The sequence below is a fragment of the Roseixanthobacter pseudopolyaromaticivorans genome, assembly GCF_043195145.2.
Classification (GTDB): Bacteria; Pseudomonadota; Alphaproteobacteria; order Rhizobiales; family Xanthobacteraceae; genus NCEH01.
In genome coordinates this window covers 4,662,028-4,675,041 of the sequence record NZ_CM195539.1, presented here as the reverse complement: position 1 = coordinate 4,675,041, position 13,014 = coordinate 4,662,028, and the positions used below count along the sequence as shown (strand labels likewise).

Sequence of the window (13,014 nt, the reverse complement as noted above, 5' to 3'; positions counted from 1 at the left end):
CCATGGCCACCGACACCATGCGCCCGTGCGGCGATTATCGCACCAGCTACCGCGCCGACCAGACGATCTTCGATACCCGCCTGACCTTCGCCTTCATCGTCGGCGGCATCATCCTGCTGGCGCTCGCGCCCCTGTTCCTCAGCACCTATTTGCTGAGCCTGCTGATCCAGATCGGCTATCTCGGCATCGCCGCGCTGGGGCTGAACATATTGGTCGGCTTCTCGGGCCAGATCTCCATCGGCCATGCGGTGTTCTTCGGCTTCGGCGGATTTGCGTCCGCCTATCTCGCCGAGCACGGCGTGCCGGTGCCGATCGCGATCGTGTTGGCGGGGGTGTGGACCACCGCCGTGGGCCTGCTGTTCGGCCTGCCGGCGACACGGGTCAAGGGCCTCTACCTCGCCATCGCGACGCTCGCCGCCCAGTTCATCCTGCAAGACTTCTTCGTGCGGGCCACCTGGTTCACCGGCGGCTCCTCGGGGGCGGTGGCGGCGCCGTTCACCATCCTCGGCTTCGACATGTCCGGGGACCGGCGCTATTTCTACGTGGTGCTGGTGTTCGTGGTGGTGATGTATCTGTTCGCCGCGAACCTCATGCGCACCCGCGACGGGCGCGCGCTGATCGCGGTGCGCGATCATTATCTCTCCGCCGAGATGATGGGCGTGAACCTGGCCAAATACCGCACCATGGCGTTCGGCATCTCGTCCTTCTACGCCGGCATCGGCGGGGCGCTCTATGCCCACTACATCGGCTACATGTCGGTGGAGGGATTGGACATCCTGTTCTCCATCCAGTTCCTGGCGATGATCATCATCGGCGGGCTCGGCTCCATCATGGGCTCGCTGCTCGGCACCATCTTCATGGTGCTGCTGCCGGAGCTGACCGGCGCGCTCGCGGGCGTGCTGCAGGGCAGTGCCATCGACAAGGCGCTGCATCTGAAGGACGGCATCACCTACATGCGCGAGATGCTGATCGGCGCCACCATCATCCTGTTCCTGATTTTCGAGCCGGACGGGCTCGCCCATCGCTGGAAGCAGATCAAGGCCTATTGGAAGCTCTACCCCTTCTCCTATTGAGCAGGATCGCGGACCGGCGCCAGCAACGAGCGGCGGCCGCACGAGGAAACACCCAAACCCAAGGAGACGTGCATGAAACGGATCGCCACCACCCTCGTCAGCGTCATCGCCCTTTCGGCGGCGGCGCCGGCCATGGCCCAGTCCATCAACATCGGCCATCTCGCGGACTATTCCGGCGGCACCTCGGACGTGGGCACGCCCTACGGCCAGGGCGTGCAGGACGCCATCGCCTATATCAACAAGAACGGCGGCGTGAACGGCAAGCCCATCAATTCCGACTTCAACGAATACGGCTATCAGGTGCCCCGCGCGCTGGCCGCCTTTAAGAAATGGGTCGGCGGCGACAAGGTGGTCGCGATCCAGGGCTGGGGCACCGCCGATACCGAGGCGCTGGTCGCCATGGTGACCAAGGAAGAGATTCCCTATTATTCCGGCTCCTATGCCGCGACCCTCACCGACCCCACCGGCAAGGGCGGCCCCAAGAGCGAGCGCGCCGCGCCGTATAATTTCTTCTACGGCCCATCCTATTCGGACGCCGCCCGCGCCGAGGTGCAGTGGGCCGCCGACGACTGGAAGGCCAAGGGCGGCCAGGGCAAGCCCAAATGGGTGCACATGGGCGCCAACCATCCGTTCCCCAATTCGCCCAAGGCGGCGGCGGAGGCCTATGCCAAGGAGCTGGGCTTCGAGGTGCTGGACCCCATCACCTTCGCGCTCACCCCCGGCGACTACACCGCCCAGTGCCTCACGCTCAAGCAGTCCGGCGCGAACTACGCCTATCTCGGCAATACCGCCGGCTCCAACATCTCGGTGCTCAAGGCGTGCGAGACCGCCGGCGTGAAGGTGCAGTTCTTCGGCAATGTGTGGGGCATGGATGAGAACGCCATGAAGGCGGCCGGCAGCGCGGCCAACGGCGTCATCTTCCCCGTGCGCACCGCCGTGACCTGGACCGGCGAGGCGCCCGGCCTCGCCACCTTCAAGGACATTTCCAAGATGTCCGACCCGAGCGGCAATACCTATCGCCCGGTGCACTACATGGCCGCCATCTGCACCGTCATGTACATGAAGGAAGCGATGGAATGGGCCGACAAGAACGGCGGCGTCACCGGCCCGAAGATCCGCGACGGCATGTACCAGAAGGCAAACTGGGTGCCCAAGGGCACGGAGGGGGTGTGCAATCCCTCCACCTGGACCGCCAGCGACCACCGCCCCACCACCACGGTCGATCTCTATCGCGCCGTGGTCTCCGGCGCCACCGAGGGCAGCGTCTCCGACCTCGTGAAGAGCGGCGCCATCAAGCTGGAGAAGGTCACCACCATCAACCTGCCGCGCAAGACCGACCTGCTCGGCTGGTGAGCTGACGGCCTGCGCAACGTGCGCCCTCTCCCGCGCGCGGGAGAGGGTTGGGGAGGGGGCCGCGCGGGCCGCCTCCCGGCATTTCCCCCTCCCTGCCCTCCCCCGCAAGCGGGAGAGGGTTCGCGCCCAGGACCCGAGCCATGTCCAACGCCGCTTTGAAGCTCGATATCCGCCCCGAGGCCGCGCCCGCGCCCATGCTGGCGGTGAACAATATCGAGGTGGTCTATAACGACGTCATCCTGGTGCTGCGCGGCCTGTCGCTGAAGGTGCCGGAGGGCAAGATCGTGGCCCTGCTCGGCTCCAACGGCGCCGGCAAGTCCACCACGCTGAAGGCGATCTCCGGCCTGCTGAAGACCGAGGACGGCGAGATCACGCGCGGGGACGTCACCTTCCTCGGCGAGCGGCTCAACGGCATCGAGCCGGACAAGATCGTGCGGCGCGGCATCTTCCAGGTGATGGAGGGGCGCCGCATCATCTCGGACATGACGGTGCTGGAGAATCTGCGGCTCGGTGCCTTCACCCGCAAGGACAACGGGGTGAAGGACGATATCGAGCGCGTGTACGGCTATTTCCCCCGCCTGAAGGAGCGCACCGGGCTCGCCGGCTATCTCTCCGGCGGCGAGCAGCAGATGCTGGCCATCGGCCGGGCCATGATGGCGCGCCCCAAGCTGATCCTGATGGACGAGCCCTCCATGGGCCTCTCGCCGCTGATGGTGAAGGAGGTGTTCTCCATCATCAAGCAGCTCAACCAGGATCTCGGCGTGACCATCCTGCTGGTGGAGCAGAACGCCCGCGTGGCGCTAAGCGTGGCGGATTTCGGCTACATCATGGAGCAGGGCAAGATCGTGCTGGACGGCACCGCCGAGCAGCTCGCGAACAATGAGGACGTGAAGGAATTCTATCTCGGCCAGGGCGGCGGGGAGGAGCGCAAATCCTTCAAGAACCTGAAATCGTTCAAGCGCAGGAAGAGGTGGCTGTGAGGCCGGACCCCGCCGTGCCCCCTCCCAACTCTCCCCCGAACCGAAGTGGGATGTTTCCGACTTCGGCACCTGACTGTGCCGAACTCGGCAACAGCCGAGTTCGGGCGGGAGAGGGCTTTCAACCTGTGCGCGCGGCAAGCCCCCTCTCCCGCGTGCGGGGGAGGGCTGGGAAGGGGGCCGCGCAGCGGCAAGGGAGCAAGACATGAACGACCGCAGCCGCCATTACGACGCCGCCGAGACCCGCGATCCCCATCTGCGCGAAGCCGCGCTCATGGAGGCGCTGGCGGCGCAGGTGGCGACGGCCAAAACCCGCTCCGCCTTTTTCGGCGCCCTGCTGAAGGATGTGGACCCCGACGCCATAATCAGCCGCGCCGCGCTCGCGCAGCTGCCCGTCACGCGCAAGTCCGACCTGCTGGAGATCCAGCCGAAAAACCTGCCGTTCGGCGGGCTCAACGGGGCTGCGCCGGGGCAGATGGCGCGCATCTTCATGTCGCCCGGGCCGATCTACGATCCCGAGGGGCGGCGACCCAATTACTGGCGTTTCGCCCGCGCGCTGTTCGCCGCCGGCTTCCGGGCCGGGGAGATCGTGCACAATTGCTTCTCCTACCACCTCACCCCCGCCGGCTCGATGGTGGAGAGCGGCGCCCATGCGCTGGGCTGCGCGGTGGTGCCGGGCGGCGTCGGCCAGACCGACCTGCAATTGCGCGCCATCGCCGACATCCGCCCGCACGGCTATGGCGGCACGCCTTCCTTCCTGAAGATCCTGGTGGACAAGGCGCGCGAGGAAGGCGCCGACATTTCCTCTCTGAAGAAGGCGCTGGTTTCCGGCGAAGCGTTCCTGCCCAGCCAGCGCGCCGAGATGAAAGCCGCCGGCATCCTCGCGCGCCAATGCTACGGCACCGCCGACCTCGGCCTCGTGGCCTATGAGAGCGAGGCGGAAGAGGGCCTGATCGCCGACGAGGATCTCATCATCGAGATCCTGCGCCCCGGCACGCCCGACCCCGTGGAGCACGAGGGCGAGGTGGGCGAAGTGGTGGTGACGCTGCTGGAATGCGACTATCCCCTCATCCGCTTCGCCACCGGCGATCTCTCCGCCGTCCTGCCCGGCATCAGCCCATGCGGGCGCACCAACACGCGCCTGCGCGGCTGGCTCGGGCGGGCGGACCAGGTGACGAAGATCCGCGGCATGTTCGTACATCCCGTGCAGGTGAGCGCGGCGGTGAAGAAGCATCCCGGCATCGCGCGGGCCCGCCTGGTGGTGGACCGCGCCGGCGACAGCGACGACATGCTGCTGGAAGTGGAAGTGGCGGACGGCGGCGCGCTCTCCCAGGAGGCGTTGCTGGAGGATGTGCGCGCCTCCACCAAGCTGCGCTGCCGCCTCGCCCTTTTGGCGCCGGGAAGCTTGCCGGCGGACGCCAAGACCATCGACGACCGCCGCACGGTGGGGTGAGCCCGCGCCGAACGGGCCCTGCCATGTGCCCCCCGCCCCCTCTCCGGTGTGCGGGAGCAGGGCGTCGCGTATGAGATGAGCGCTTTGTCGGCCGACGCGTTAAATCCCCTCTCCCGCGTGCGGGGGAGGGGCCTTCGGCGGTCGCGCCCGGCCAATTCCCAACCGGCTAAAGCGCTTCAGCGATTGGCGCCGAGCTGGTCGCGATATTCCCAGCTGCCGTCGCGCAGCCGCACCAAGGCGCGGGAATAAAGATAGGCCGCCGTGCAGGCGTGGCGCGGCACCAGCGGCACCTGCTGGCCGACGCTGAGCGCCTTGGTTTCCACCACCACGTGCTCTTCCTTCATCATGCGGATGGCGCCGCCGCCCTCGAACCGCTTGGCGAGCGGAATATCGGGCGAGATCGCCTTGGAGCCGGCATCGAGCGTCGCCGTCTCCTCGCGCACCGAGAGCACGGTCGCGAGCACATAGGCCGCCACCTGCCAGTCGAGATCCTCCAGGTCCGCGCCGTGCTGGGCGCTGGAATAGGTGAAGCTGCCGGGCGAAACCCAGCGCGCGAGATCCGCCGGCCAGAGGTTGAAGGAATAGCTGCCGGCGGCGATCAGATCGGTGGAGAGATTGCGTGCGGCGGCAAGCGCCATCAGCTCGCGCACCGCCTGCATCACGCCGGCGAGGCGCCCTTCGCGCGCCGTGCGGTCGGCATCCTGGATGTGGCCGTCATAGGCATGCCAGCCGGCGAACAGGCCTGCCGCCGCGATGCGCTCGGCCAGTTCCACGGCAACCGGGGCGATGGGCAGGCCGGTGCGCCCGAGGCCGGGATCGAGATCGACCCGCAGCCCGATATTGCCGGCGGGAGCCGCCTCCAGCTCCCGGGCCCAGGCGGCGAAGCCTTCCGGGGAATCCACCAAAGCCTCGATGCGCACCGCCGGATTGTGCCGCGCGGCGGCGGCGACGCGGCGGATCGCCACCGGATTGACGGTGGGATAGGCCCACACCACCAGCGCGGCTCCCGCTTCGCTCGCCATCTCCACTTCCGCCGGCACCGCCGCCTTGAAGGCGCGCACGCCGCGCGCGATCATCAGCTCGGTGATCCAGGGCGCGCGATGGGTCTTCACGTGCGGCATCAGGCGGGCGATGCCGCCGGCGCGCGCCGCCGTCTGCTCCAGATTATGGAGCACACCCTCCTCCAGAATGACGAAGCACGGCGTCTCCACGGGGAAAGGCGGCAGCGGCAGCGCGCTCGGCTGGCCGGCGGCCGATGGCATCTGCGCGGTTTGATCCTGGCTCAGCATAGCGGCATCCATATTAGATATACGTGAGATATACATAGACTGAGGGTGCGGCTCAAGGGCTTTATCCGTGCCGCGGCGTCACGCGTTTCCAGGCGTCAGAGGGATTTCCCTGCGGAACGGCCCCCTCTTGCACGGTGTCTGCCGCCCTGCATAGGCCCGCCCCACACGTCGCGCCAGTTCGGCGCCGCTTGCATCGCCGCATGGCGCGCCACTTGCTGCGCCACTTGCCGAATTCGGCGGCACCTCTTGCCCAACATTCGTTCGTCCCGCACTGCAAAACCGCCTTGATCGGGGCATTCGTATATGTGACGTATATATGGAATTCGGACGATGCCAGCGCCGAGGCAGCCCGAGAACAGGGGACGACTGCGGTGTCCGCGATTATCGAAACCATAGACCTGCGCAAGTCGTTCGGAGCCGTCGAGGTGCTGCGCGGCATTTCGCTTTCGGTGGCGCAGGGCACGGTGGTGAGCCTGATCGGCGCCAGCGGCTCGGGAAAAAGCACTTTCCTGCGCTGCCTGAACTATCTGGAGCAGCCCACCTCCGGCGCCATCATCATCGACGGCGACGTGCTGGAGGCGACGCCCGCCTCCAACGCCCGCCAGGACCGCAAGACCATCACCCGCATTCGCACCAAGCTCGGCATGGTGTTCCAGCAGTTCAACCTGTGGCCGCACATGACAGTGCTCCAGAATGTCACGGAAGCGCTGACCCAGGTGAAGCGCACCCCGGCCAAGGAAGCCGCCGAGATCGCGCGCCATTTCCTGCAGAAGGTGAACCTGATCGCCAAGCAGGATGCCTATCCCTCCCGCCTCTCGGGCGGCCAGCAGCAGCGCGTCGCCATCGCGCGGGCCCTCGCCATGCAGCCCAAGGTGATGCTGTTCGACGAAGCCACCTCCTCGCTCGACCCCGAGCTGACCGGCGAAGTGCTCCAGGTGATGCGCGACCTCGCGCAGGACGGGATGACCATGCTGGTGGTCACCCACGAGATGGGGTTCGCGCGCGATGCCTCCGACCGGGTGCTGTTCCTGCACGAGGGGCGCATCGAGGAGGACGGCACCGCCGCCCAGGTGTTCGGCGCCCCGAACAGCGAGCGTTGCCAGCGCTTCATCGCCTCGTCTTTGAAATAAACGCCATGTTCACCTATCTCGCCAGCACGTTCGACCCTGGGCTGCTTTGGGAATACCGAGAAACGCTGCTGCAAGGACTTCAGCAGAACCTCATCATTTTCTTCCAGTCCGCCGTGCTCGCGGTGCTGCTCGCCTTTGTGGTGGGCAATGCGCGCGCCAGCCGCAGCCGGCCGGTGCGGTGGATGGCGATCTGCTATTCCGAATTCTTCCGCAATACCCCGGAATACGTGCTTCTGGTGTGGATCTATTTCGTGGTTCCGCTGATCATCGGCAAGATGATCGGCAGCCGCGCCGGCTTCAGCCCCCATGTGGCGGCCGTGCTCGGCCTCGGGGTCGCCTATAGCGGCTTCCTGTCCGAGACGGTGCGCGCCGGGCTGCGCTCGGTGCCACTGGGACATGCGGAAGCGGCCACCGCGCTCGGCCTGTCCCCGTTCGCCACCTTCCGCCGCATCGTGCTGCCGCAGGCCATCCGCCGGATGCTGCCGGAAGCCACCAACCAGATGATCTCCCTGTTCAAGTCGACCACCATCGTATCGCTGATCTCGGTGCACGACATCTTGTACCAGGTGTCGGTCATCAGCTCTTCGGAGATGCGGCCGATCCCGCTCTACACCGGCGTGGCACTGCTTTACTGCCTGATCATCATCCTCGCGACCTATCTGCTGAACCGGCTGACCGACCGGTGGCGGCGACGCGGCTGGGCGTGAGGCGAACCGATGCTGGATAATTTCAATCGCCTCGTGCTCGCCAACATCGGCATGCTGCTGGATGGTCTCGGCGTCACGCTCTACATCTGCTTCTGCGCATTCGCCTTGTCGATCGTGCTGGGCATGCTCGCCTGCATGGTGCGCATGTGGGTGTCGCAGCTGCGCTTCGTGGCCATCGCTTATATCGAATTCTGCCGCGCCACACCGATCCTCGTGCAATTGCTTTGGGTGAACTACGTCTGGCCCGATCTGTTCGGCTTCCCCGAGACCGCCATGCAGGCCGGCATCCTGGCGCTGGCGCTGCAATCGAGCGGATATCTCGCCGAGACGTTCCGCGCCGGCTTCGAGGGCCTCCCCAAGGGGCAGCGGGAGGCGGCGCTGGCGGTCGGGCTCAGCCGCTGGCGGATCGTCACGCGCATCGAGGCGCCTCAGGCGCTGCTCGTGGTGGCCCCGCTCATGATCAACCAGCTCGCGGTGGTGGTGAAGTCTTCCACCCTGGTCTCGGTGATCTCCAATCCGGACCTGATGTACCAGGCCTTGAAGATCGTCAACCAATGGTACGAGCCCATCGAGGTGCTCACCGTGGTCGCGTTGACCTATTTCATCGTGCTGTTCTCGCTTTCGAGCATCGCGAACCATTTTTACGTCCGGTTCCAGACCAAATACGGGCTCGCGGCCGGAACCTGACGCCGGAACTGCCTTCAATACATCCAGAGATAAAAGAGGGGATGGTCGTGAGCGAACAAACTGATGTGTCGAAACGCGCCTTGCTGGGCGGAATGCTGGGCGTCGCGGGTGCCGCTGCGATGATCGGCGGGGCCGGCGGCGCCAAGGCCCAGCTTCTGGAATCGGGCATCGACCCGAAGTCCGTGCTGGCGAAGGTCAAGAAGGGCGGCCAGCTTCAGGTCGGCTACGCCCTGCTGCCGCTGTGGTTCTTCAAGGATCCGAAGAGCGGCGAATTGAAGGGGGTCTACAAGGATCTCGTCGATATCCTCGCGCGGGATCTTGAGATGACCGTGCAGTGGAAGGAAGTGAGCTTCGCCAATTCCACCATCGACCTGCGCTCGGGCGAATTCGACCTGTTCGGCTCGTCCGCCAGCTTCACCGTGCCGCGGGCGACGGTGGTGAATTATGTCGGCCCGCTGTGGGCCAAGGGCAGCCTGCCGGTGATCCGCAAGGCCGATGCCGAGAAGTACAAGACCGCCGCCGACCTCAACAGTCCCGACGTGACGATCGCGGTGAATGCCGGCTCGGCGGACGAGCAGCGCATGCCGGCGATCTTCCCGAAGGCGAAGATCATCGGCATCGCCGGCCAATATGCCATGGCGGCCGAACCGGTGCGCGCCGGGCGCGCCACCGCCTGCATCGTCGGCGATACGGAAGCGATGGCGCTGGTGCGGCGCAATTCCGATTGGGCCTCCATCGTCGAGCCCGGCAAGAGCATCGACAAGCGGCCCAACAGCTGGATGATCCGCTACGGCGATGTGCCCTGGAAGAACTTCCTGGATTCCTGGTGCTATTACATCACCACCAACGGCGAACTGCAGCGCATCTACGATCGGTACGCGGTCGATATCTTGTGAGCGGGAAGACGCGCCCCGGCGCGGCGGGAGGCAAGAGGCGCCTCCCGCATGGCGGCCCGGCGCGCGTCAGCCCTTCGGCGAAACCGCCTCGCTCGGACCCGAGGCAAAGCGGATCAGGTCGGCGTCGAGGCCGGGGGGCTTCAGCGTCGTTTCGCTGAGAATGCGCAGCAGGCGCTTCTGCGTCTGCCGCGCATGGGCGGGCATCAGGGTGGTCAGCGCCGCCCTGTCGCGCGCCTCGAGCGCGGCAATGATCTCGTCGTGTTCCTTCAGGTTCACGTCGAACTGCTCGTCCAGGCGCGAGCCTTCTTCTTCTTCCACCTTGTAGATCATCACCAGAAGGCGGCGCACATGGCGATGAGCCGAGCGCGAGAATTCAAAGAACAGCGAATTGCCGATGGAGCGGCTGATGCGCAGGTGGAATTCCTCGTTCAGCCGGGTGATTTCCAGATAGGCGCGCTTGTGCACCTCGCGCTCGTAGCGCGCCTCGATGGCCTTGAGGTCGTCCAGCAGCGTGGAATCCTCGAAGCGGCACAGCTGCGCGCTAATGGATTCGGCGATCTGATAGGCGACCACCACCTCGTGGATCTCGCGGAAGTCCAGCTTGCGCACATAGATGCCGCCGCGATTGGGCGCGATATAGACCAGCCCTTCTGCCGCGAGGCGGTTGATCGCCTCGCGCGCCGGGGTGCGCCCCAGCTTGAACTTGTTGATGAGCAGCGCCTCGTCGATGCGGCTGCTGGGCTCCAGGGACATGTCGATGATCTTGGCGCGGATCAGCTCCACCGCTGCGTCCGTCTGCGAGGCGGATTTGGGCGGCGCAGACTTCGCCAGCGCGGATTTGGACGGCTTGCCGCTCTCGCCCGCCGTGCGCGGCCGCCGTCCCGCCGCGGCCGCGGGCTTCCCGGCGGCGGCTCGATCTTTCCCTGTCTGTGCCATGGGCGGTGCGCTTCCTCCAGCCATCTTCCTGCCCGGACGTGGAAAACGAGCGCCAGCCCCGCCCCGTCCGGACGCGGGACAATAACACTTGCCAATGATATACGCGACGTATATTTAATCCCGGCATCATCGAAAACCAGCCGGCGCGCGCCCTGCGGCTGCCCGTCGCGTGCCGATCGAAGGTGAATTCCCTTATGTGCGCCTCCCGAGCGTTCCCGCCCCCTTTCAGCACCCCCGCCGACGCGCGCGCAGCGATCCGGGCGGCGGACTATGCCGGGCCGACCAGTGCCATGGCGCGCGGCCACGTGCAGGCCAACATCGTCATCCTGCCGCGCCAGCATGCGGCGGATTTCCTGCGCTTCTGCCAGCTCAATCCCAAGCCCTGCCCGCTGCTGGAAATGGGCCAGCCGGGCGACCCCGCCCTGCCCGGCCTCGGCGCCGACATCGACATGCGCTCGGATCTCTCGGCCTATGACCTGATCGAGAATGGGGAGCATGTCGCCACCGTCTCCGACATCCGCGAATACTGGTCGCAGGATCTCGTCACCTTCGCGATGGGCTGTTCGTTCTCCTTCGAGGAGGCGCTCGAGGACGCGGGCCTCGGCGTGCGGCACAACGAGCTTGGCCTGGTCGGCCCCATGTACACCACGAACGTTCCCACCCGCCCGGTGGGCGCGTTCGGCGGCCCGCACATCGTGACCATGCGGCCCTACACCCCGGCGAAGGCGATCCGCGCGATCCAGATCACCGGCCGCTTCCCCGGCGTGCACGGCGCGCCGATCCATTTCGGCGATCCCGCCGCCATCGGCATCGAGAGCCTGGACGCCGTGGAGTATGGCGGCGACCAGGTGCCGATCCATGCGGACGAAGTGCCGGTGTTCTGGGCCTGCGGCGTCACCTCCCGGCGGGCGGTGGAAAGCGCGAAGCTGCCCTTCTTCATCGCCCACAAGCCGGCCCACATGCTGATCACGGATCGGCGCAACGCAGAGATGGCGGTGTTCTGAAATGTCCGCTCCCACCTGGACCTCGCACGACATCTTCACCCGCCTGCGCGCGCTGGAAATTCCCGTTCCCGAGCGCGTGCAGGCGCAGGGCGGCTATGCTCTCGTCAGCGTCCACGGCGGCATCGCCTATACCAGCGGCCAGCTGCCCCGCCTCGATTCCACCGGCGGCATCATCAGCGGCTGCCTTGCCGCCGGGGATTCCCTGGAGCTTGCGCACCAGGCCGCGCGGCTGTGCTTCGCACGAGCGCTGCTCGCCCTGCACCAGGAGCTGGGCGATCTCGCGCGCCTGGAGCGGCTGCTGTTCATGCGCGGCTTCGTCAATGCCCGCCCCGACTTCGCCAAGCATGGCGCGGTGATGGATGCGGCCTCCGATCTTGCCATCACCCTGTTCGGCGAGAGCGGCCGCCACGGCCGCTCGGCGCTGGGGGTCGCGAGCCTGCCGGCCGGCGGGCTCGTGGAAATCGAACTGGTCGCGGCGGTGCGCGCCGCCTGAGCCGCCCCGCGGCCCCGCCTTTCCTCCCCTCCCTCCTTGTTGCGAGACACGCCCGTGGGTGACAGCATCGATCTGATTGAAAGCGTCGTATCGCGGCACGTCCGCCGCGACATCTCGCGCCTGACCGCCTTCGCGAAGGGCAATCTCGGCCGCGCGGCCCAGTCCATCGCCGGCACGGCGCGCCCGCATGTGGGCATCGTCGCCGGCTTCTACATCAAGCATGCCGAGCCGCCCTCGCCCGAAACCGACGGGCTGATCGGCATGGCCCATCTGGCCGCCGGCTTCCGCGCGGCGGGGTTCGATGTCACGGTCATCACCGATGCGCCCTGCGCCAAGGCGGTGTGGGCGGTGGTGGATGCCCTGCCGGAGCCGGTCCATCTCGAAGTGGTCGGCGTCGACGAGGGCGCGGTGCTGCGCCTGCGCGAACGGCTCGCCACCCAGACGTCGCCCCTCACCCATCTGGTCGCGGTGGAGCGGGTCTCGCCGGGGCCGGACGGCAAGCCCCATCGCGAGCACGGCTGGGACATGTCGCGCGAGACCGCGCCCCTGCACCTGCTGTTCGACGATCCGGCCTTTGCTCGCCCCTGGACCACCATCGGCATCGGCGACGGCGGCAATGAGATCGGCATGGGCTCGCTACCGGCGGATATCGTGGCGAGCGATATTCCCAACGGCGAGGTCATCGCCGCCCAGACCCCCTGCGACCACCTGATCGTCGCCGGGGTGTCCAATTGGGGCGCCTATGGTCTGCTGGCCGGGGTCGCCGCCGCGCGGCCGGACCTTGCCGAAGCGCTGCTCCGCCATTTCGACACCGCGCACGAATATCGCTTCCTCACGGCGGCGGTGGAAACCGGGCAGGCGATCGACGACAGCCGCGTGGACCGGCTCGGCAAGCCGCAGATGAGCGTGGACCGCATTCCGGTCGCCGAGCATGCGGCCCTGGTCGAGGAAATCCGCGCGCTGGTGGTCGCGGCCTGACACCCAACGCGCGGCGCCGCGCAGGACCGGGCGGGAAA

The 13,014-nt window shown here is 66.9% G+C and carries 13 protein-coding genes; 11 read left to right on the top strand and 2 right to left on the bottom strand.

What is annotated here, in order from left to right; genetic code table 11:
• Positions 1-2 precede the first annotated feature (2 nt).
• The 4 genes from V5F68_RS21790 (at position 3) to V5F68_RS21775 (ending at position 4,856) form a co-directional block, all read left to right on the top strand.
• Positions 3-1,073 (top strand): branched-chain amino acid ABC transporter permease, encoded by a 1,071-nt coding sequence (locus tag V5F68_RS21790; RefSeq protein WP_394015314.1) that lies wholly within the window; start codon positions 3-5, stop codon positions 1,071-1,073.
• A gap of 132 nt (positions 1,074-1,205) precedes the next feature.
• On the top strand, positions 1,206-2,426 hold the full coding sequence (locus tag V5F68_RS21785; RefSeq protein WP_394015531.1) for an ABC transporter substrate-binding protein: 1,221 nt from the start codon (positions 1,206-1,208) through the stop codon (positions 2,424-2,426).
• A gap of 140 nt (positions 2,427-2,566) precedes the next feature.
• The gene (locus tag V5F68_RS21780; RefSeq protein ID WP_394015315.1) at positions 2,567-3,406 is read left to right on the top strand and encodes an ABC transporter ATP-binding protein; all 840 of its coding nucleotides are present in this window, start codon (positions 2,567-2,569) and stop codon (positions 3,404-3,406) included.
• 202 nt (positions 3,407-3,608) lie between these two features.
• The gene (locus V5F68_RS21775) at positions 3,609-4,856 is read left to right on the top strand and encodes a phenylacetate--CoA ligase family protein (protein ID WP_394015316.1); all 1,248 of its coding nucleotides are present in this window, start codon (positions 3,609-3,611) and stop codon (positions 4,854-4,856) included.
• A gap of 176 nt (positions 4,857-5,032) precedes the next feature.
• Here V5F68_RS21775 and V5F68_RS21770 read toward each other — a convergent pair whose 3' ends face one another.
• Positions 5,033-6,145 carry an alanine racemase gene (locus tag V5F68_RS21770; protein ID WP_394015317.1) on the bottom strand — a complete coding sequence of 371 codons (1,113 nt, stop codon included), beginning with the start codon at positions 6,143-6,145 and terminating at the stop codon, positions 5,033-5,035.
• Between the two features lie 371 nt (positions 6,146-6,516).
• Here V5F68_RS21770 and V5F68_RS21765 point away from each other — a divergent pair, with 371 nt between their 5' ends.
• Genes V5F68_RS21765 through V5F68_RS21750 form a run of 4 tightly spaced genes read left to right on the top strand, consistent with a single transcriptional unit; the run spans position 6,517 to position 9,565 of the window.
• Positions 6,517-7,275, top strand: a complete 759-nt coding sequence (locus V5F68_RS21765) for an amino acid ABC transporter ATP-binding protein (RefSeq protein WP_394015318.1) — start codon at positions 6,517-6,519, stop codon at positions 7,273-7,275.
• A gap of 5 nt (positions 7,276-7,280) precedes the next feature.
• The gene (locus V5F68_RS21760; RefSeq protein WP_394015319.1) at positions 7,281-7,982 is read left to right on the top strand and encodes an amino acid ABC transporter permease; all 702 of its coding nucleotides are present in this window, start codon (positions 7,281-7,283) and stop codon (positions 7,980-7,982) included.
• Between the two features lie 9 nt (positions 7,983-7,991).
• A complete protein-coding gene (locus V5F68_RS21755; protein ID WP_394015320.1) occupies positions 7,992-8,669 on the top strand; it encodes an amino acid ABC transporter permease in 678 nt (225 codons plus the stop codon).
• A 47-nt stretch (positions 8,670-8,716) separates the two neighbouring features.
• Complete coding sequence (locus V5F68_RS21750; protein ID WP_394015321.1) at positions 8,717-9,565, top strand: substrate-binding periplasmic protein; 849 nt, start codon at positions 8,717-8,719, stop codon at positions 9,563-9,565.
• A gap of 66 nt (positions 9,566-9,631) precedes the next feature.
• Here the strand turns inward: V5F68_RS21750 and V5F68_RS21745 are convergent, their stop codons facing one another.
• Complete coding sequence (locus V5F68_RS21745) at positions 9,632-10,501, bottom strand: GntR family transcriptional regulator (protein WP_394015322.1); 870 nt, start codon at positions 10,499-10,501, stop codon at positions 9,632-9,634.
• Positions 10,502-10,695: 194 nt separating this feature from the next.
• Between V5F68_RS21745 and V5F68_RS21740 the strand changes: the two genes are divergently transcribed.
• From V5F68_RS21740 to V5F68_RS21730, 3 genes are read left to right on the top strand one after another with little or no spacing between them, the layout of a single operon-like run.
• Positions 10,696-11,505 (top strand): putative hydro-lyase, encoded by an 810-nt coding sequence (locus V5F68_RS21740; protein ID WP_394015323.1) that lies wholly within the window; start codon positions 10,696-10,698, stop codon positions 11,503-11,505.
• Position 11,506: 1 nt separating this feature from the next.
• A complete protein-coding gene (locus tag V5F68_RS21735; RefSeq protein WP_394015324.1) occupies positions 11,507-11,998 on the top strand; it encodes a RidA family protein in 492 nt (163 codons plus the stop codon).
• Positions 11,999-12,052: 54 nt separating this feature from the next.
• The gene (locus V5F68_RS21730; RefSeq protein WP_394015325.1) at positions 12,053-12,976 is read left to right on the top strand and encodes a glutamate cyclase domain-containing protein; all 924 of its coding nucleotides are present in this window, start codon (positions 12,053-12,055) and stop codon (positions 12,974-12,976) included.
• Positions 12,977-13,014: the final 38 nt, after the last annotated feature.

Bases quoted from the DNA above. Each gene is read 5' to 3' on its own strand.
- V5F68_RS21790 (WP_394015314.1), top strand. From the start codon at position 3: ATGGCCACCGACACCATGCGCCCGTGCGGCGATTATCGCACCAGCTAC.
- V5F68_RS21785 (WP_394015531.1), top strand. From the start codon at position 1,206: ATGGCCCAGTCCATCAACATCGGCCATCTCGCGGACTATTCCGGCGGC.
- V5F68_RS21780 (WP_394015315.1), top strand. From the start codon at position 2,567: ATGTCCAACGCCGCTTTGAAGCTCGATATCCGCCCCGAGGCCGCGCCC.
- V5F68_RS21775 (WP_394015316.1), top strand. From the start codon at position 3,609: ATGAACGACCGCAGCCGCCATTACGACGCCGCCGAGACCCGCGATCCC.
- V5F68_RS21770 (WP_394015317.1), bottom strand. From the start codon at position 6,145: ATGCTGAGCCAGGATCAAACCGCGCAGATGCCATCGGCCGCCGGCCAG.
- V5F68_RS21760 (WP_394015319.1), top strand. From the start codon at position 7,281: ATGTTCACCTATCTCGCCAGCACGTTCGACCCTGGGCTGCTTTGGGAA.
- V5F68_RS21755 (WP_394015320.1), top strand. From the start codon at position 7,992: ATGCTGGATAATTTCAATCGCCTCGTGCTCGCCAACATCGGCATGCTG.
- V5F68_RS21745 (WP_394015322.1), bottom strand. From the start codon at position 10,501: ATGGCACAGACAGGGAAAGATCGAGCCGCCGCCGGGAAGCCCGCGGCC.
- V5F68_RS21740 (WP_394015323.1), top strand. From the start codon at position 10,696: ATGTGCGCCTCCCGAGCGTTCCCGCCCCCTTTCAGCACCCCCGCCGAC.
- V5F68_RS21735 (WP_394015324.1), top strand. From the start codon at position 11,507: ATGTCCGCTCCCACCTGGACCTCGCACGACATCTTCACCCGCCTGCGC.